At 68.9% G+C, this 16,516-nt stretch carries 19 protein-coding genes and 2 pseudogenes; 1 reads left to right on the top strand and 20 read right to left on the bottom strand.

Annotated features, from left to right (window positions below; all coding sequences use genetic code 11):
- Positions 1-162 precede the first annotated feature (162 nt).
- The 11 genes from QNJ30_23975 to QNJ30_23925 form a co-directional block, all read right to left on the bottom strand.
- The gene (locus QNJ30_23975; protein MDJ0946520.1) at positions 163-291 is read right to left on the bottom strand and encodes a hypothetical protein; all 129 of its coding nucleotides are present in this window, start codon (positions 289-291) and stop codon (positions 163-165) included.
- 78 nt (positions 292-369) lie between these two features.
- Positions 370-1,713 carry a c-type cytochrome gene (locus QNJ30_23970; protein ID MDJ0946519.1) on the bottom strand — a complete coding sequence of 448 codons (1,344 nt, stop codon included), beginning with the start codon at positions 1,711-1,713 and terminating at the stop codon, positions 370-372.
- Between the two features lie 59 nt (positions 1,714-1,772).
- A complete protein-coding gene (locus QNJ30_23965; GenBank protein ID MDJ0946518.1) occupies positions 1,773-2,150 on the bottom strand; it encodes a hypothetical protein in 378 nt (125 codons plus the stop codon).
- A gap of 23 nt (positions 2,151-2,173) precedes the next feature.
- The gene (locus tag QNJ30_23960; GenBank protein MDJ0946517.1) at positions 2,174-3,322 is read right to left on the bottom strand and encodes a formate dehydrogenase subunit gamma; all 1,149 of its coding nucleotides are present in this window, start codon (positions 3,320-3,322) and stop codon (positions 2,174-2,176) included.
- 39 nt (positions 3,323-3,361) lie between these two features.
- Entirely contained in the window at positions 3,362-3,562 is a 201-nt protein-coding gene (locus QNJ30_23955; protein ID MDJ0946516.1) for a hypothetical protein, read from the bottom strand.
- A gap of 189 nt (positions 3,563-3,751) precedes the next feature.
- Positions 3,752-4,348 (bottom strand): formate dehydrogenase FDH3 subunit beta, encoded by a 597-nt coding sequence (gene fdh3B / locus QNJ30_23950; protein ID MDJ0946515.1) that lies wholly within the window; start codon positions 4,346-4,348, stop codon positions 3,752-3,754.
- A gap of 14 nt (positions 4,349-4,362) precedes the next feature.
- Positions 4,363-7,236, bottom strand: coding sequence for a formate dehydrogenase subunit alpha (locus QNJ30_23945; GenBank protein MDJ0946514.1), 2,874 nt, complete (start codon positions 7,234-7,236; stop codon positions 4,363-4,365).
- 17 nt (positions 7,237-7,253) lie between these two features.
- Positions 7,254-7,460: a formate dehydrogenase gene (locus tag QNJ30_23940; protein MDJ0946513.1), complete on the bottom strand. Its 207-nt coding sequence runs from the start codon at positions 7,458-7,460 to the stop codon at positions 7,254-7,256.
- Positions 7,461-7,545: 85 nt separating this feature from the next.
- The gene (locus QNJ30_23935; protein MDJ0946512.1) at positions 7,546-8,124 is read right to left on the bottom strand and encodes a molecular chaperone TorD family protein; all 579 of its coding nucleotides are present in this window, start codon (positions 8,122-8,124) and stop codon (positions 7,546-7,548) included.
- A 342-nt stretch (positions 8,125-8,466) separates the two neighbouring features.
- Positions 8,467-9,123: a DUF3306 domain-containing protein gene (locus QNJ30_23930; GenBank protein ID MDJ0946511.1), complete on the bottom strand. Its 657-nt coding sequence runs from the start codon at positions 9,121-9,123 to the stop codon at positions 8,467-8,469.
- Positions 9,123-9,689, bottom strand: a complete 567-nt coding sequence (locus QNJ30_23925) for a DUF3305 domain-containing protein (GenBank protein ID MDJ0946510.1) — start codon at positions 9,687-9,689, stop codon at positions 9,123-9,125. Before QNJ30_23925 ends, QNJ30_23930 begins: the two co-directional genes overlap by 1 nt.
- Before the next feature lie 208 nt (positions 9,690-9,897).
- Between QNJ30_23925 and QNJ30_23920 the strand changes: the two genes are divergently transcribed.
- Positions 9,898-10,572, top strand: coding sequence for a nitroreductase family protein (locus QNJ30_23920; GenBank protein MDJ0946509.1), 675 nt, complete (start codon positions 9,898-9,900; stop codon positions 10,570-10,572).
- 41 nt (positions 10,573-10,613) lie between these two features.
- Here the strand turns inward: QNJ30_23920 and QNJ30_23915 are convergent, their stop codons facing one another.
- From QNJ30_23915 to QNJ30_23875, 9 genes and pseudogenes are all read right to left on the bottom strand, one after another.
- A complete protein-coding gene (locus QNJ30_23915; GenBank protein MDJ0946508.1) occupies positions 10,614-11,255 on the bottom strand; it encodes a class I SAM-dependent methyltransferase in 642 nt (213 codons plus the stop codon).
- 42 nt (positions 11,256-11,297) lie between these two features.
- Positions 11,298-12,518 carry a DUF3419 family protein gene (locus QNJ30_23910; protein MDJ0946507.1) on the bottom strand — a complete coding sequence of 407 codons (1,221 nt, stop codon included), beginning with the start codon at positions 12,516-12,518 and terminating at the stop codon, positions 11,298-11,300.
- Between the two features lie 154 nt (positions 12,519-12,672).
- Positions 12,673-13,302 carry a molybdenum cofactor guanylyltransferase MobA gene (gene mobA, locus QNJ30_23905; GenBank protein ID MDJ0946506.1) on the bottom strand — a complete coding sequence of 210 codons (630 nt, stop codon included), beginning with the start codon at positions 13,300-13,302 and terminating at the stop codon, positions 12,673-12,675.
- A 159-nt stretch (positions 13,303-13,461) separates the two neighbouring features.
- Positions 13,462-13,569, bottom strand: a pseudogene (locus QNJ30_23900) (acyl carrier protein).
- 28 nt (positions 13,570-13,597) lie between these two features.
- Entirely contained in the window at positions 13,598-13,945 is a 348-nt protein-coding gene (locus QNJ30_23895; protein ID MDJ0946505.1) for a hypothetical protein, read from the bottom strand.
- Positions 13,946-13,995: 50 nt separating this feature from the next.
- Positions 13,996-14,418, bottom strand: coding sequence for a RidA family protein (locus QNJ30_23890; protein MDJ0946504.1), 423 nt, complete (start codon positions 14,416-14,418; stop codon positions 13,996-13,998).
- 197 nt (positions 14,419-14,615) lie between these two features.
- A pseudogene (locus tag QNJ30_23885) lies at positions 14,616-14,702 on the bottom strand (acyl carrier protein).
- 13 nt (positions 14,703-14,715) lie between these two features.
- Entirely contained in the window at positions 14,716-15,678 is a 963-nt protein-coding gene (gene fdhD / locus QNJ30_23880; GenBank protein ID MDJ0946503.1) for a formate dehydrogenase accessory sulfurtransferase FdhD, read from the bottom strand.
- 64 nt (positions 15,679-15,742) lie between these two features.
- Positions 15,743-16,435, bottom strand: coding sequence for a cyclic nucleotide-binding domain-containing protein (locus QNJ30_23875; GenBank protein ID MDJ0946502.1), 693 nt, complete (start codon positions 16,433-16,435; stop codon positions 15,743-15,745).
- Positions 16,436-16,516 lie beyond the last annotated feature (81 nt).

The following is a 16,516-nucleotide window of genomic DNA, read 5'->3' as shown; positions in this document are numbered from 1 at the left end:
TCGTCATATCTAGGACGGCCTTGCGGGGTTCTCGGCGAGGCGCGCGGGTCGCGGTGATGCTGGCGCATCACAAGAGCCGCGCAACGACGTCCGAGGGGCCTGCAAGGCCCCCAGAGGACGGCAAAAGCGATCCTAGATATGACGAACTTAGGAACCACCACACTAGTCGGAAAGGCGGACCGAGTCCGTCGAGAACTTGGTGGCCGAGCTCGGCCCGGCGACGTTCATGACCACGCCCGCGATCACGGCGATCAGGACCGCGGCCGCGGTTCCGGCGATGAAAGCCTTCATTCTGTCCTTCCCTCCAGCGAACACACGATCCGGTCGCGCCCGCCCGGTGCCGAAAGCGGCCCGGAAGCCCGCGCCCTTTCACTTGGCCGGTGCCGTGACGCGTTTCAAGTAGGCGATCAGCTCCGCCCGGTCCTCGGCCTTGGGCATCTGCTGCAGCGGCATCTTGGACCCCGGCGTGAAGACGTGGGGTCCCTGGGCGAAGAGCGCGTCGACCGTCTCCTCGGTCCAGACCAGGTCGCTGCCGGTCAAGGCCTTGGAGTACCTGTAGCCGGCGACCGTGCCGGCGCGCCGCCCGAAGAGGCCGTAGAGCGTCGGGCCCGCGCGCTTGCCGCCCTCTGAGCGCACCGAATGGCAGACCCCGCACTTGCGGAACAGCGCTGCACCGCGGCTCCCGTCGTCCGGCGGCAGCTCCGCCTTGACCGTGTTCCACTGGCGGTCCGGGGTCCCGACCTCGAGCCCGGTCGCGATGTCCCAGACCCTGAGCACCTCGTCCGCCCCGGCCGAGATCAGCTGCCGCCCGTCGGGCGAGAAGGCCAGGGACCAGACCGGCTCGTCGTGGCCCAGAAAGAGCTTCACCTCCTTGCCCTCGACCAGGTCCCAGAGGCGCAGCACCCGGTCGACCCCGCCGGTCGCGGCGGTGCGGCCGTCGGGCGAAACCGCCACCGCGAAGATCGAGCCCTCGTGGCCCAGCAGCACGGCCGTCTCGCGGCCGCTCTCCAGGTCCCAGAGGCGCAGGGACTGGTCGACGCTGGCCGAGACCGCGCGCCGCCCGTCGGGGGTGAAGGCCAGGGCCGTGACCCCGAAGTCGTGGCCCTTGAGGGTCGCGGTCAAGGTCGCATCGGCGACCCGCCAGAGCCGCAGGGCGCCGTCGTAGCTGCCGGTCAGAACCTGCGTGCCGTCCGGCGAGAAGGCGACGGCGTTGACGTTGTTGCCGTGGCCGTTGAGGACCTGGGCCGGGCGCCGGGACTCGAGGTCCCAGAAGCGCACCGTGCGGTCCCAGCCCGCCGAGGCCGCCAGGCGGCCGTCCGGCGCGACCGCGACCGCGGCCACCTTGCCCTGATGCCCCTCGAAGGTGTGCAGCAGGTCTCCAGAGGCGACGTCCCAGAGCCTCAAGGTGCCGTCGTCGCCGGCCGAAATCGCCCGCTCGCCCTCCGGCAGGAAGGACACTGCGTTGACAGCGCCCTCGTGCTCATAGAAGCCCCGCAGCTGGGTCTGGGTCTCCAGGTCCCAGAGTATGACGGTGTAGTCGAAGCCGGCGCTGATCACCCGGCGGCCGTCGGGCGAGACGCCGACGCCCTTGACGAAGCCGCCGTGGCCGGCGAGCTCGGCGCCGCTCGGCAGCGGAACCAGGGCCAGGGCCGCGGCCAAGCAGGCGGCCAGGGGAGCGGCGAGTCGGGATCTCGGCTTCTGTCCGGGGAACACCGTCTGTCGCGCTCCTTGTCCCTGGCTGAGCAAGGCGGGCGCCTCAGGTCACGACCGGCTCAGCGCCACGGTCCCGAGCCACTCATGTCGGGCCGCACGCCGGACTGGTCGTCCAGGGAGGCGGCGCCGGGCAGCTCGTAGCCGCTCGCCCTGTGGCGGAAGGCCGGCACCAGCTCGCCGGTCTCCTGGTCGACCGCCAGGGTGTTGACCTGAAAGGCATCGTTGAAGGTGCCGCCCGGGTTCATCACGGTCAGGAACCAAACGGCCCGGCCGTCGATCTCGCCGGCGCGGGTGTGCTTGCTGAGGACCTCGACCCCGAAGGCCTCGGCGACCTTGCGCTCGGCCTCCTGCTGGGTCAGGGCCAGGGCCCGGCCCGACAAACCCAGGCTGGCCGCGCCGAGGAGCACGGCCGCGAAGATCAGCGTCGTTACCCGCATCGGGCTCCCTCCAGCTTCCCCCTTTACTCCGCCGGCTGGGGCTTGCCGTCGCCGTGGCCGCCGATGTCCGGCATCGGCTCGCCCTTGAGCTCGGCCATCCAGAGGTTGTGGTGCTCCCGCGCCCAGTTCTCGTCGACCATGCCCGAGCCCATGGCGGCGAAGGCGCCCTCCATGCCGACCGAGCCGATGTAGATGTGGGCCAGGATCACCGCGGTCAGGAAGAGGCCGACGACGGTGTGCCAGAGCTGCGAGAGCTGCATCTCCTGCATCGGGGTCAGGGTCTCGGGCAGGCCGGCGCCGAAGACGTTGAGGACCGCGTAGGTGCCCTCGAAGAACTTGAACTCGAAGGGAAAGAGCAGCGCGATGCCCGAGAGGCTGATCGAGATGCCGCCGAGCACGACCACCCAGAAGATGACCTTCTGGCCGGCGTTGAACTTCTTCGAGGGCGGATGCACGCCCTTGGCAAAGAGCCCGCCCGCCTTGGACAGCCAGATCAGGTCGTAGCGGTTCGGGATGTTGTGGCGTATCCAGAGCACCACCATCATCACCACGCCCAGCATGAAGGCGAAGGCGATGAAGTTGTGCGCGTACTTCCCGGCGCTGGTGAGATCCGAAAAGACGTCAGCGCCGATGATCGGCAGCAGCACGTAGCGCCCGTAGAGCAGGTTCAGCCCGGTGATCGCGAGCACGATGAAGGAGACCGCGGTCAGCCAGTGGGCGAAGCGCTCGATGGCATTGAAGCGCTCGACCGTACGGCCCGCGGGCCCGGCGTCGATCTTGATCCGGCCGCGCAGGGCGAAGAACAGGGCCAGCAGGATCACCATGCCCAGCATGGCCCAACCGCCGACCGTCGAGAGCGGGCCGTTGCGCCAGGCCCGCCAGCTCTCGCCCTGGGACTGGATCAGCTGGGCGGCATTGGGATCGGGAATCGAGACCGTGCCCTGCACGCCCCGGCGCACCTGACGCCAGATCTCGGTGTCGCTGGCCGAGCCCAGCGAGTTGCCCGGGATGTTGCCGCCGGTCGGGGTCTCCTGGGCCACGTCGCCGCGGGTCGCCTGAGCCAGGGCCGCCTCAGGGGACAGGGCCGCCGCGGCCAGCAGCGCCAGCCCGAGGACCAGGAAGGCGGCCAGACGCAGGCCGCCCCGGCGGGATCGTTGCGAAAGCACTCTCATCTCCGTCTTCTCCCGAAGTCTCTTTTCCGGTTGCCAGCGCTATCCGCCGGCCTGGCGCCGGGCCCGCTCGCGCAGGTCGTCGACCACCGCCGAGTCCAGCGGCGTGTCGTCCTGGCCCTTGTAGACGCCCGGCTCGAAGCTGCGGATCCGACCCTGCTCCTCCTTCCGGCAGGCGCCGAGGGCCGCCACCGCGGCCGCCGCCGCAAGGCAGAGCCCGATCTTCAAACTGCGCGTGGACATCGCTTCACCGTCCTTCGTCTCACGTTGAGCCAGCCGCGTCGGAGGCCGCAGGCGCCCCCGATCGCATTGCTGAAGACTAACCCAAAAGCAGGCTCAGCGGCCACCTCGGGCGCTGCTCCGATTCGGCGACGGGGGCGGCCTTCGAGCCGCCCCCGCACCGTCTTCCGATCCCCGGACGGGGACGTAGGCCTAGGAGCCCGTCTTCTGCTGATAGGCCGTGCCCCAGCCCCAGGCGCCCGAACCGAAGCCGCGGGCGACGACGCGCTCGCGGTAGATGTCGGACACCGTGTCGCCGTCGCCAGCAAGCAGCGCCTTGGTCGCGCACATCTCGGCACAAAGCGGCAGCTTGCCCTCGGCAAGACGGTTGCGCCCGTACTTCTGGAACTCGTCGGAGGACATGTCCTCCTCGGGCCCACCCGCACAGAAGGTGCATTTGTCCATCTTGCCGCGGCTGCCGAAGTTGCCCGCCTGCGGGTATTGCGGTGCCCCGAAGGGGCAGGCGTAGAAGCAGTAGCCGCAGCCGATGCAGAGGTCCTTGGAATGCAGGACCACGCCCTCGTCGGTCTGGTAGAAGCAGTCCACCGGGCAGACCGCCATGCAGGGCGCGTCCGAGCAGTGCATGCAAGCGACCGAGATCGAGCGCTCGCCCGGCTTGCCGTCATTGATGGTGACGACCCGCCGACGGTTCACACCCCAGGGGACCTCGTGCTCGTTCTTGCACGCGGTGACGCAGGCGTTGCATTCGATGCAGCGCTCGGCGTCGCAGAGGAATTTCATACGTGCCATAGCTTAGGTCCTCCTTATGCAGGCTCGATACGGCAGAGACTGCATTTGGTCTCCTGCATCTGGGTCACTGAGTCGTAGCCGTAGGTGAAGGCGGAATTGGCCGCCTCGCCCAGGACATAGGGGTCGGCGCCGGCGGGGTACTTGGCCCGCAGGTCCTCGCCCTGGAAGTGACCGCCGAAGTGGAACGGCATGAAGGTCACGCCGCGCGCCACCCTTTCGGTGACCATGGCCTTGACCTTGACCTTGACCCCCTCCGGCGTATGCAGCCAGATCATCTGACCGTCCTTGATGCCGTTCTGGTTGGCATCGTAGGGGTTGATCTCGGCGAACATGTCCTGCTGGAGCTCGGCCAGCCAGGGGTTCGAGCGGGACTCGTCGCCGCCGCCCTCGTACTCCACGAGGCGTCCGGAGGTCAGGATCAGCGGGTACTCGCCCGTGTGATCCGTCTTCTGGATCGACTCATAGAGGGTCGGCAGACGATAGGCCTGCTTGTCCGCGTAGGTCGGGTAGTCGGCCACGAGATCACGCCGGGAGGTGTAGAGCGGCTCGCGGTGCAGGGGCACCGGATCCGGGAAGTTCCACACCACCGTCCGCGCCTTGGCGTTGCCGAAGGGCGCGCAGCCGTGCTTGATCGCGACCCGCTGGATGCCGCCGGAAAGGTCGGTCTTCCAGTTGGTCTTGTCACCGGCGATCTTCTCGATGGTGGCCCGCTCGTCGTCGGTCAGCTCCCCGTCCCAGCCAAGCTTCTTGAGCATGGCCATGGTGAACTCCGGATAGCCGTCCTGGATCTCGGAGCCGACCGGGTAGCTGCCTTCGGCCAGCAGGTTGTCGCCGTCCTTCTCGACGCCGAACCTCGCCCGGAAGCAGAGGCCGCCTTCGGCGACCGGCTTCGAGGTGTCGTAGAGGATCGGGGTCCCGGGATGGCCCATCTCCGCCGTGCCCCAGCAGGGCCAGGGCAGGCCGTAATACTCGCCGTCGTTGGGCCCGCCGACCGCCTGCAAGGTGGTCTTGTCGAAGGTCGCCTGGTTGGCCATGTGCGAGCGCAGCCGCTCCGGCGACTGCCCGGTGTAGCCGATGGTCCAGGTGCCCTTGTTGAACTCGCGGGTGATGTCCTCGATCAGCGGCTCCTTGCCGTTGACCTCGATGTTCTTGAACATCTCCTCCGCGAAGCCGAGCTTCTCGGCGAGCAGGAACATGATCTCGTGATCCGTCTTCGACTTGAAGAGCGGCTCGAAGACCTTCTCCCGCCACTGCAGCGAGCGGTTGGAAGCCGTCACCGACCCGTAGGTCTCGAACTGCGTCGCCGCCGGCAGCAGGTAGACGCCGTCGGTGCGGTCGTGCATGACCGCCGAGACCGTCGGATAGGGATCGATCACGACCAGCAGGTCGAGCTCTTCGAAGGCCTTCTTCATGTCGAGGCCGCGGGTCTGCGAGTTCGGCGCATGTCCCCAGAAAACCATGGCCCGGAGGTTGTCCGGCTGGTCCATGTTCTCCTTGGCCTCGAGCACGCCGTCGACCCAGCGCGACACCGGGATGCCCTTGCTCTCCATCAGCTCCTTGCTGGCGAAGCGCCCGAGCAGATAGTCGTACTCGACATCCCAGACCCTGGCCCAATGCTTCCACGACCCGGTCTTGAGGCCGTAGTAGCCCGGCAGGGAATGCGACAGCACGCACATGTCCGTGGCGCCCTGGACGTTGTCGTGGCCGCGGTAGATGTTGGCGCCGCCACCCGAGGTCCCGATCACGCCGAGGGACAGGCCCAGGGCGCAGTAGGCGCGGGTGTTGTTGTTGCCGTTGGTGTGCTGGGTACCGCCCATGCACCAGATGATGGTGAAGGGGCGATTGTTGGCCAGCGTGCGCGCGACGCGCTTGAGCTGCGAGCCCGGAACGCCGGTCACGCGTTCGGTCTCTTCCGGGGTCCACTTGGCAACCTCGGCCTTGATCTGGTCCATGCCCCAGACGCGCTGGCGGATGAACTCCTTGTCCTCCCAGCCGTTCTGGAAGATGTGCCACATGATGCCCCAGATCAGGGCGACGTCGCTGCCCGGACGAAGCCGCACGTACTCGTCGGCATGGGCCGCGGTCCGCGTGAAGCGCGGGTCGCAGACGATGAAGGGCGCGTTGTTCTGCTCCTTCGCCTTGAGCATGTGCTGCATGGCGACCGGATGCGCCTCGGCCGGGTTGCCGCCGATCTGGAAGATGGCGCGCGAGTTGTGGATGTCGTTGTAGCTGTTGGTCATCGCGCCATAGCCCCAGGTGTTGGCAACACCTGCGACCGTGGTCGAGTGGCAGATCCGCGCCTGGTGGTCACCGTTGTTGGAGCCCCAGAAGGCGTAGAACTTGCGGAAGAGATAGGCCTGCTCGTTGTTGTGCTTGGCCGAGCCGAGCCAGTACACCGAATCCGGACCCGACTTCTCCCGGATCTGCAGCATCTGGTCGCCGATCTCGTTGATGGCGTCTTCCCAGGAGACCTCCTGCCACTTGCCGCCAACCAGCTTGGTCGGAGTCTTGAGGCGGCGCTCGCCGTGCGCGTGCTCGCGGACCGAGGCGCCCTTGGCGCAGTGAGCCCCAAGGTTGAAGGGGCTGTCCCAACCGGGCTCCTGCCCGATCCAGACGCCGTCCTGGACTTCCGCCACGACCGTGCAGCCCACCGAGCAGTGGGTGCAGACCGATTTCACGAGCGTGACGTTGCCGGTCGCACCGGCCGCCGCGGCCTCGGCCTTCTTCACCATCCCATAGGAGAGACCCGAAGCCGCCGCGGCACCGCCCACGGCCAGTCCGGATCGCTTCAGGAAGGAACGGCGGTCAATTGCACTGCCGGCAAGGCCGGACAGCGCCTTTGACAAACGGGGGCCTTTCGCAACCCCATTCGCCTTACGTGTCAGCATTGACCTCTCCTGTGTCCCTAAAACCTGGCCAGATCGTAGTATTTCTTCACGTGCTCGGTCTCCCGGTAGCCCTTGCCACCGGGTGCCTTGCCGCCGGCCTCGGCCGCCTTCGCAGGCGTCCGGGAGATCGCGGCGGCGACGGCGCCCGCGGCGCCCGCCCCGAGACCAGCCTTCCGGAAGAAATCGCGCCGACCGATGGTCTCTGCTTCTTTCTTCTCGCTCATCTGCTCACCTTCCCACTTGGGTGAAGCCATCGACCGGAAACTGCCTAGCGGGGCCGGCCCCCCACGTTGCTCTTGCCTTTGGGCGCTAGGCCGCCATTTTGAACGCTTCGTTCTCGACCGCCATGAACAGCCGGCCGATCGTGCCGACCGGCATGTAGAAGGCGGCGTTGCGGGCAGCCTCCAGGTCCTCGAAGAACCGGGGCGCCCAGGATCCGATGTGTCTCTCGAAGAAGGAATGCTGGGCGGACAGATCGACCGGCGCGCCGAAGTCGCCCATGATCATGCCGGCCATCATCTCGCAGAGCGACGAGATGTTGTCTTCCGGCTGCGTCACGCCCTCGGCCCGGGCGATGCCGAGCCGGGTCATGTCGAGCCGCAGGTTGGCCAGCGGCTTCTCGTGCAGGAATCCGGTCAGGTAATAGGAGGCATAGGGCACGAGCTCGCCGTGGCCGACCCCGATGAAGAGGTTGAAGTACTCCTCCTCGAGGGCCGAGGTCGAGGCCCCCCGGGCCGCCGCGACCAGCGCGTTGATCGCCCGGCCGAGATCCGTCTCGTCGCCCTTGAGGCGCCCGACCTGAGCCAGGAAATCGCGATCCGGCGCGCAGGCCAACAGCCGCGCCAGTAGCCAATAGCACTGCGCCCTGAGCTGGTCTTCCTCAGGCACTTCGGGCTTCGCGGCAGACTTCGCCAATACGCGTCTCGCTCCTGGTACCCCGGAGTGTTGTTCACCCCTGCCCGCTGTCCTGGCGTGGTTCCACGGTCTGTAGAGTTTCGAGAAACCCCACCTAAGATGCGGCTTTTATTGACTTTAAGAAATTAGACGCCGGTTGAGACGGCAAGTCAACCGGTGGCCTTGCTGCAGATGCGAAACAGCGGCCAGCGGTTCGGCGGGCCGTCCCGGTCCCTGCCCGGACGACGGCCCGCAGGCGCCGCCGTCGGCGAGGAGTCTCCGACCGGGAAGGCGCGTCCCTCACCCCCCGGCCGCAGCACCAAGGATCTGAAATACCTAAGCTTCGAAAGCGCCCCAGCGGCGCTTCACGGCGCTGCCGCGCGCCACCGGTGCCGGCTCGGCCGGCGAAACTGCCGCGTCGGCGGCGCCCGGCGTCTTGTGCTCGGGCTCCGGAGCCTCGGGCGGCGGCGTTGCAGGCTCTTCGGGCAGGCTTGCAGGGCCTTCCGCTTCCGTCCCGGGCGCCCCGGTCTCCGGCAGCGGCTCGGCGGCGGCGACCTCCTCGGGCGTGGCCGGCGGCTCTTCCGTCTCGGGCTGCACCATGCCCTTGCCGGCCTTGAACAGGGTCTTCACGCCCCCGGGCAGGTCGAGGACGGTGTGGTAGTCCTCGTCGTACTCGGCAAGGCCGTCGAGGTTGGCGAAGACCGGGTTCAGGCGCCAGAGCCGGCGCAGGGCCCGCCGGCGCAGGCTCTCCGGCACGCCCTCCTTGAGGAACACCGTGAAGTCCGAGCCCTCGTCCAGGCTGTCGATGTCCGGCAGGTCCTCGACCCGCAGCGGCGGCTCCGCCTCCCCAGCAGACTCGACCTCGCCGGGCCCGCCGGCCTCCGCCGGCTCCGGATCGGCCGACGGCGTCGTCTGGCGCTGCTCACCCTTGCGCCGCGCCCAGCGGGCCAGGAAAGCCCCGCCGTTTCCGGGTTCTTCGTCCGCGCCCGCCATCAGTCCGCGCCCCGGCCGTTTCCGGCGTCCCGGCCGTTGCCCGCCCGCGCCGCGCCCTGGCGCTGTCCGAAGCCGGCCTTCCGGGGATCGTGGGGCTTGCGCTTGCGCTTGTGGAAGACCTCCTCGACGTGGTGCTCGTCGCAGTAGGCCTTGACGAAGGCGGCCACGGCCTCGGGCATGGTCACCGGCTCGACCTGATCGTCGCCGACGTCCAGGTAGTCCTGGGCCTCGTAAGGGCAGGCGGTGACCAGGAAGGGCGCCAGGTCGTGCGGCGACTCCGGGTCCTCGACCTGGCGAAGCACGACGAAGAGCCGCGGCGGGTCCTGGGAGAGGATGACCTTGTAGCCCTGGGTCTCGCGGCGAAACAACTCCAGAGGCAAGGTGCCGGCGTGGAACTGGACCCAGCCCTCGCCTTCGGCCAGCTGCCGCCAGGGCCCGAGGGGGTCCAGGGGCGCCGCCCCGACGATCACGGCCACGGCGTGCCAGCTGTGGTCGATCCAGGGGTTGTCGGCCTCGCGCCGCTCCACCACGACCCCCAGGTCGAGCCTCTCCTTCCGCTCCGTCACCGATGTCGCTCCTGCCCGCCGCGCGCTCCGCCGGCCTGGCGGCGCGCCGCCGGCCGACCCCTTCAATCTAGGCGTCGGCCGGGCGGATGTTAAGTGGCCTTTGGTATGCCACGGCATCGCGCGACGTTCGGGCCTCGGTGCTTCGTCCGGCTTCCGCTTCGTGCTACTGAGCGGTCCGAGGTCGCCGACGAGCTTGAAGAGAGGTCCGATGCCAGACCACGAGACCCTGCCACTGAGCGATTTCCGGGCCTACCCGGAGCCGGAGATGCTGGCCCGGGCCGAGGCCTTCCACGAAGAGATCCGGCGCCGGCACAGCCTGCGCGACTTCTCGGACCGGCCGGTGCCGCGCGCGATCGTCGAGACCTGCATCCGGGCCGCCGGCACGGCGCCCAGCGGCGCCAACCACCAGCCCTGGCATTTCGCCGCGATCGGCGACCCGGCGACCAAGGCCCTGGTGCGCGAGAAGGCGGAGGCCGAGGAGCGCGCCTTCTACGGCGGCAAGGCCGGCGCCGAATGGCTCCAGGCCCTGGAGCCGCTCGGCACCGATGCCGAGAAGCCCTTCCTTCAGACCGCGCCCTGGCTGATCGCGATCTTCGCCCAGCGCCGCGGCGGTCCCGAGGCCGGCCAGGATCTCAAGAACTACTACGTGAGCGAATCCGTGGGCATCGCGACCGGCTTTCTCATATGCGCCCTGCACCACGCCGGGCTGGCGACCCTGACCCACACCCCCAAGCCGATGGGCTTCCTCAACGAGATCTGCGGCCGGCCGGACAGCGAGCGGCCCTTCGTCCTGCTGGTCACCGGCTACCCCGCGGCCGACGCCAGGATCCCCCGCCACGCGACGATCAAGAAGCCGCTGGCAGAGATCGCCAGCTTTCTTTGAGATCCGTCTGGGCCGTCCGTGCCGAGGCGAGGCGGCGCGGATCAGGGCGCGACGGTCGCCTCCGGCCGCTCGACACGGATGTAGGTGACGTAGCCGCGCCACAGGGGCATCGCCTTCGGCGTCGCGCCGACCTCGGCCGCCGCGGCCGTCATCACGGGCATCAGGGTCTCGCGCGGCGAGACCCGGAACTTGGCGAGCCAGGCGTAGAGCGTCCGTCGGCACCAGTCCGGCCAGCCCTCGCAGAGCCCGAACTCGACCACCGAGAGGGCGCCGCCGGGCGCGGTCAGGGCCAAGGCGTGGCGCAGGGCGTGGGTCCAGGGCGGGATCATCGAGAGCGAATAGGACGCAAAGACCCGGTCGAAGCTGGAAATCCCGAGGCTGGCCAACGGATCGAAGAGCGTCGCATCACCCTCGATCAGGGTCACCCGATCGCTCACCCCGGCGCGGCGTACCGCGGACTCCGCCGAGCGCAGCATCTCACGCGAGATGTCGAGCCCGAAGAAGTGAGCCTCGGGATAGCGCTTGGCCGCGGCGACCAGGTTGCGCCCCGTCCCGCAGCCGATCTCGAGGACGCGGCCGCCCGGCGGCGGCGCGAGCTCGGCGATCATCCGGTCGCGGCCGATCAGGTAGTATTTGCGGCTGATATCGTAGACATGGCGCTGGACCCTGTAGAGGCGGTCCATCGCAGCCGCGTGTGCGGCCGAGTGGGACGACATATTGCGGCTTCAATCCCTTAGCTCATAGAGATGGAAGCCACCATAGATGGACGAACGGTCCTTGGCCACCATATCTCGGCAGGCCTGGGCGTCATAGGCCCATTGCCCCAGGATTTTTACTGCGAGCGCCGTGTCGAGGGGCGATTCCTCGCCGGCCGTGCGGAAAACGACCCGGGCGCCGGGCCGCGCCGTGCGGGTGATCTCGGCCCAGAGGTCGCGAATCTTCGCCGGGGTCATCCAGTCCTGGGCGTCGAGCAGGACGAAGCGGTCGCAGCTCGCCGCCGGCTGCGCGGCCAGGAACTCGGTCATCGAGGCGAGCTCGAGCCGAACCGTCGCGGCCCGGTCGCGGACCGTCTCGTAGGCCGCGCCGCGCAGGTAGGGCGGGACCGCGCCGCGGCCCTCCCGGTCGTAGCGACGGCCGAAGGCCTGCCAGGCGAAGTAGTTGTCCTCGAAGGAGAAGTCGCAGGCCAGGCGGCCCAGGCGCTGGCGCAGCACCAGCGCCACGTCGCCGCCGCCCGAGGCCGCCAGGGCGTCATACTGGGCCGGCGGGATGCCCAGGCCGTAGAGCGAGACCGGCAGCCGGCAGAGGAAGCGGATCAGCCGGGTGTCGAAGAGCGGCGCCAGCTGGGTCTCGAAGAGCCGGCGCTGCTCCTCCAGGCTGCGGGCGCTCAGCATGCGCCCGGGATTGCGGCCGTAGAGCCTGGCCAGCAGGTGGACGATGCCGATGAAGCGGCCGAGCAGGCCGAAGCGGTAGACGTTGCGCGCGAAGAGGTTGATCCGACGGCCCTTGAGGGTGCGCCGCGCCTCCCAGTAGGCCCGGCTCTCCGGGTCCAGGCGGTCGCGGATGAAGCGGTCGTAGGCGCGGACGTTGGCCTTCTCGTCGGCGTGGCCGAAGAAGCGGAAGAAGGCCTCGTGGTTCGGCAGCTCGCGGACCGCCGCCAGCTTCAGGCGAGTCAGGGCGACGTGGGCCGGGTTGAGGTCGACGGCGAGGATCTCCGCCGGCCGCGCGGTCAGGTAGCTCATGACGTTGCAGCCGCCCGAGGCGATGGTCACCAGCCGCTGGCCGGGGCCGAGCTTCAGGGCCGCCATGTCGAGCTCCGGGTCTTCCCAGATCTGCGGATAGACCAGGCCTGAGAAGGCCCAGACGAAGAGCCGTTCGAGCAAGCCGCGCTTGGATCTCAGGGACTGCTGGTGAACCGCCGTCTTCAGTCGGGTCGCTGTGGCTGCCATGCCGGGTCCTCGTCTGGGGGGCTGGCGGTCGCGGGAGGTCGGGCGCTGGCGTAAGCAAAAGGGAAGCGCCGGGCGACGGGGCCAGATCATCCGCTGGCTATACCCCAGGGCCATGACACCTTGATGACGGCGGCCCGGCGGTTGCGCGGAGTCCTCAGGCGAGCAGGGCGGCCAGCCGCGCCGCCTCGTCCAGGTCCTCGGGGCGATTGGCGTTGAAGAAGGGGTCCAAGAGGCCCTCGGCGGTCTCGACCTCGGGGAAGTCGACCGTCGCCAGGCGGTGGCGGGCGGTCCAGCGGTCGACCTTGCGGATCTCCTCCTCGCGCATCGCCGCCTCCAGGTCGGCGCGCAGGCGGAGCGGCCAGAGCCCGAAGACCGGATGGGCGCGGCCGCGCGAGGCCGCGCAGGCGAGCTCCGCGCCCTCGGCCTCGACCGCCGCCAGCATCCGGGCGACCAGGTCCTCGGGCAGGAAGGGCGCGTCGCAGGCGAAGCTGGCCAGCCAGCGGCAGCCCGGCACCTCGGCTTCCGCCCAGGCCAGGCCGGTCAGGATGCCGGCCAGCGGCCCGGCGAAGCCCTCGACCAGGTCGGGCGCGACCGGCAGACCGAACTCGGCGAAGCGCCCGGGATCGCCGTTGGCGTTGAGCACCAGGGCCGCGACCTGCGGCCGCGCCCGCGCGATCACGTGGGCCAGCACCGGCCGGCCGACCAGCGGGCGCAGCGCCTTGTCGCCGCCGCCCATGCGCCGCGACAGCCCCCCCGCCAGGATCACGCCGGCGACTTTGGTCATGGATCAGTCCACGCCAAGGTCGTCGATGAAGGCGGCCTCGGGCGTGACCTTTTCCGGCCTGACACCAAGAAGATTCACGACGATCGCCCTGACTCGCGACCAGACCTCCTCCGCATCGACCGCCTCCGGATCCCCGGCCCGCGCCCTAAGCTTGCCGACGATGCAATCCCGGGCGTCCCCGACCGTGATGATCTGCTCCGCCTCTTCGTCGAGGATCTCGATCTCGAACTCCTCCTCGAAGGCCATCACCAGTTCGACGCTATCCAGACCCATGCCCGCCTCGGCTCGGTTTCCGTCATTCCGGACCTTGCTCCAAGATGCCCTCGACAAGTTGCTCGCGCGCGAAATCCTCGACCGGCAGTATCTCGAAGTGGTTGCCGCGGAAGCAGATGACGCCAGCCTTCAGTTCCTGCGGCGTGTTCTCTGGAAAGGCAATGTGGATCGAGACATCCTCATAGAGATAGATCGGGGGCATGGGCTGACTCCTGTCGTAGTACAGGCCGCAGTTCACGCCCATCCGGCCCGTCGAATCGCTGCCCCAGCCAAAGCCGATCTCGCACGCCGGATGCTCCTCGCGTGATTGCCGGTACAGCTCTCTCAACAAAGCAAGGGTCTCGCGGTCGATGAGGTAGTCCGATTTCATTGCCATCGTCCCTTCGACGCCGGCGCCGCAAACGACTTGAATCCGCTCCCTCACCCAACCTCCGCCGGGTTGCGGAAGCGGTCGCGCGGGATCTCGGCGATGGCGGCGATCTCGATCACCAGGTCCGGATGGTAGAGCCGGCGCACCTCGACCGTGGTGGTGACCGGGTAGGGCTTGGCGAAGAACGCGGCGCGGATCGGCCCGCAGGCCATGAAGGCCTCGATGTCCGTGGTGTAGTGGGTCAGCGAGATCACGTCCCCCGGCACGCCGCCGAGCGAGGCCAGGACCGCCCGGATGTTCTCCAGCACCTGGCGGAGCTGGGCCGCCATGTCGCCCGGCCCGACGACCCGGCCCTCCCGGTCCAGCGCGACCTGGCCCTTGAGGTGGACGGTCCGGCCCTCGCCCTGGGCGACCGCCAGGGAGAAGGCGCCGAAGGGTTGCCAGACCCCGGGGGGATTGAAGTGCTCTGCCACCGCGCGCCGGGCCTCCTGCGCTAGTCCAGGCCGAGGTCGGCGAGGATGCGCGCCGCGGGCACCACCCGCTCGGGCGCGAGGCCGTGGTCCTTCTCGAAGATGCCCTGAAGCCGCCGCAGGACCGAGTCGGGGCAGACGCGGCCCGGCACGCTGCCATTCTGTTCCAACGCCAGGACCACGAAGTCGCGCAGGTCGCCCACCGTGGTGATCTTCTCCGCCGCCTCCGGCGGAATGTAGATGTCGAACTCCTCCTCGACCGACATCACCAGCTCGACCGTATCCAGCCCCATCTCGTCCTTACCCTCGGCCGCCCTTGCGCTGGTGTTTCGGGTCCTCCTCGCCGACCGCGGCCGGGTCGGCGTCGTAGAGGATGCGCCCCTCGCCGGCCAGGGCGACGAAGCGCTTGCCCCGGGCCCGGCCGATCAAGGTCAGGCCGGCCTGGCGCGCCAAGTCGACGCCCCAGGCGGTGAAGCCGGAGCGCGAGGCCAGGATCGGGATCCCCATCTGGACGGTCTTGATCACCATCTCCGAGGTCAGGCGCCCGGTGGTGTAGAAGATCTTGTCCTCCGGCGCGACCTCGTTGAGGAACATGTAGCCGGCGATCTTGTCGACCGCGTTGTGCCGCCCGACGTCCTCCATGTAGACCAGCGGCCGGTCCTCGCGGCAGAGCACGCAGCCGTGGATCGCCCCGGCCTCCAGGTAGAGGCTAGGGGTCGTGTTGATCTTGCGGCTCAGCGCGTAGAGCCAGGAGGTCCGCAGCACGGCCTCCTCGGAGAGCCGCGCCGCCTCGAAGTTCTCCATGACGTCGCCGAAGACCGTGCCCTGGGCGCAGCCCGAGGTCCGGGTCTTCTTCTTCAGCTTGTCCTCGTAGTCGGTCTCCCGGGCGGTGCGGACCACGACCAGCTCCAGCTCCTCGTCATGCTCGATCCCGGTGATCTCGTCGTCGGGCCGCAGCATGTTCTGATTCAGGAGATAGCCCACCGCGAGCAGATCGGGATGGTCGCCGATGGTCATCATGGTGACGATTTCCTGTCCGTTGAGGAACAGGGTCAGCGGCCGCTCCATCACCACCGCGGTCTCGAGCGGCGTCCCGTCCTGGTCGACCCCGGAGACCTGCCGGGTCAGCCGGGGGTCGGCCGGGTCCGGGCGCAGGACGTAGTCGTCCAGCGCCGCCGCATCGGCCGGGCGCGGCCGCGCCCGGCGCAGGGGCGCCGCCCGCTGATGTGCCGCGCCTCGGGGTTGTCTCGAATCGCCGTCCATGCCGGCAAATATGCGCCCCCGCCGGTGCAGCGGCAAGGTGGGCCGGGCGCTTAAGCCGGACCGTCTAGACGGTCGCGAGCCGGACGTTGTGCGCGGCGATCTTCTCGGCGAGGTCCTTGCCGACGGCGGCGTGGAACACCGTGCGGACCTCGGGATGGCGGACGAGGAAGCGGCGCAGCTCCGGGACCTTCCAGGTGAGGCAGCGCAGGGGGCCGGCCGAGACGACGGTCGCCGTCGCCGGCTCACCGCTGAGGAAGCCGATTTCGCCGATGAATTTGCCGCAGGTAAGTTGCTGAATGACCTGCCCCCCGAGACGGACCGTCGCCTCGCCTTCGGAGATCAACACCAGTTCCGTCAGGTGCTTGCCCTGGGTCGTCAGTTTCTGGTCCTTCGGATGCTCGACCCAGCGGCCGCAGCGGAGCAGGCGACGGACGCTGACCGGATCCAAGGACTGGAAGGCCGCGTCGCGCAAGCGCTGCTCTTCCGGCGTGAACCGTCGAAGGTGCCGCTCGTAGACCAGCCAGGTGCTGTGGAAGACGTTGATGAAGAAGAAGGTGGAGGCCCAGCCAACGAAGGCCCAGTTCGGCGCCGGAAAGGCCATGAAGGCAGCCGCGGCAATGCAAACATTGCCGGTCATGGCCACGAGTCGCAGCCAGAGGATATCCCGGAGCAGGTAGGACAGGGCGGTCAGCACGTAGGCCGCGTGAATCAAGCTCTCGCTCGAGATCCCCCCGAACAACGGCTGCGCGCTGCCCATCGCTTCTGCCTCCCCTGTAATCCATGGACGGTCTTGAATCCGCCGATGGGACCCAGGGAGTCAAGCAAGGCCGGGCCGATC

Source organism: Kiloniellales bacterium (assembly GCA_030066685.1).
GTDB lineage: Bacteria > Pseudomonadota > Alphaproteobacteria > Kiloniellales > JAKSBE01 > JAKSBE01.
The sequence above is the reverse complement of the archived record's forward strand: the minus strand, read 5'-3'. Positions and strand labels throughout refer to the sequence as shown.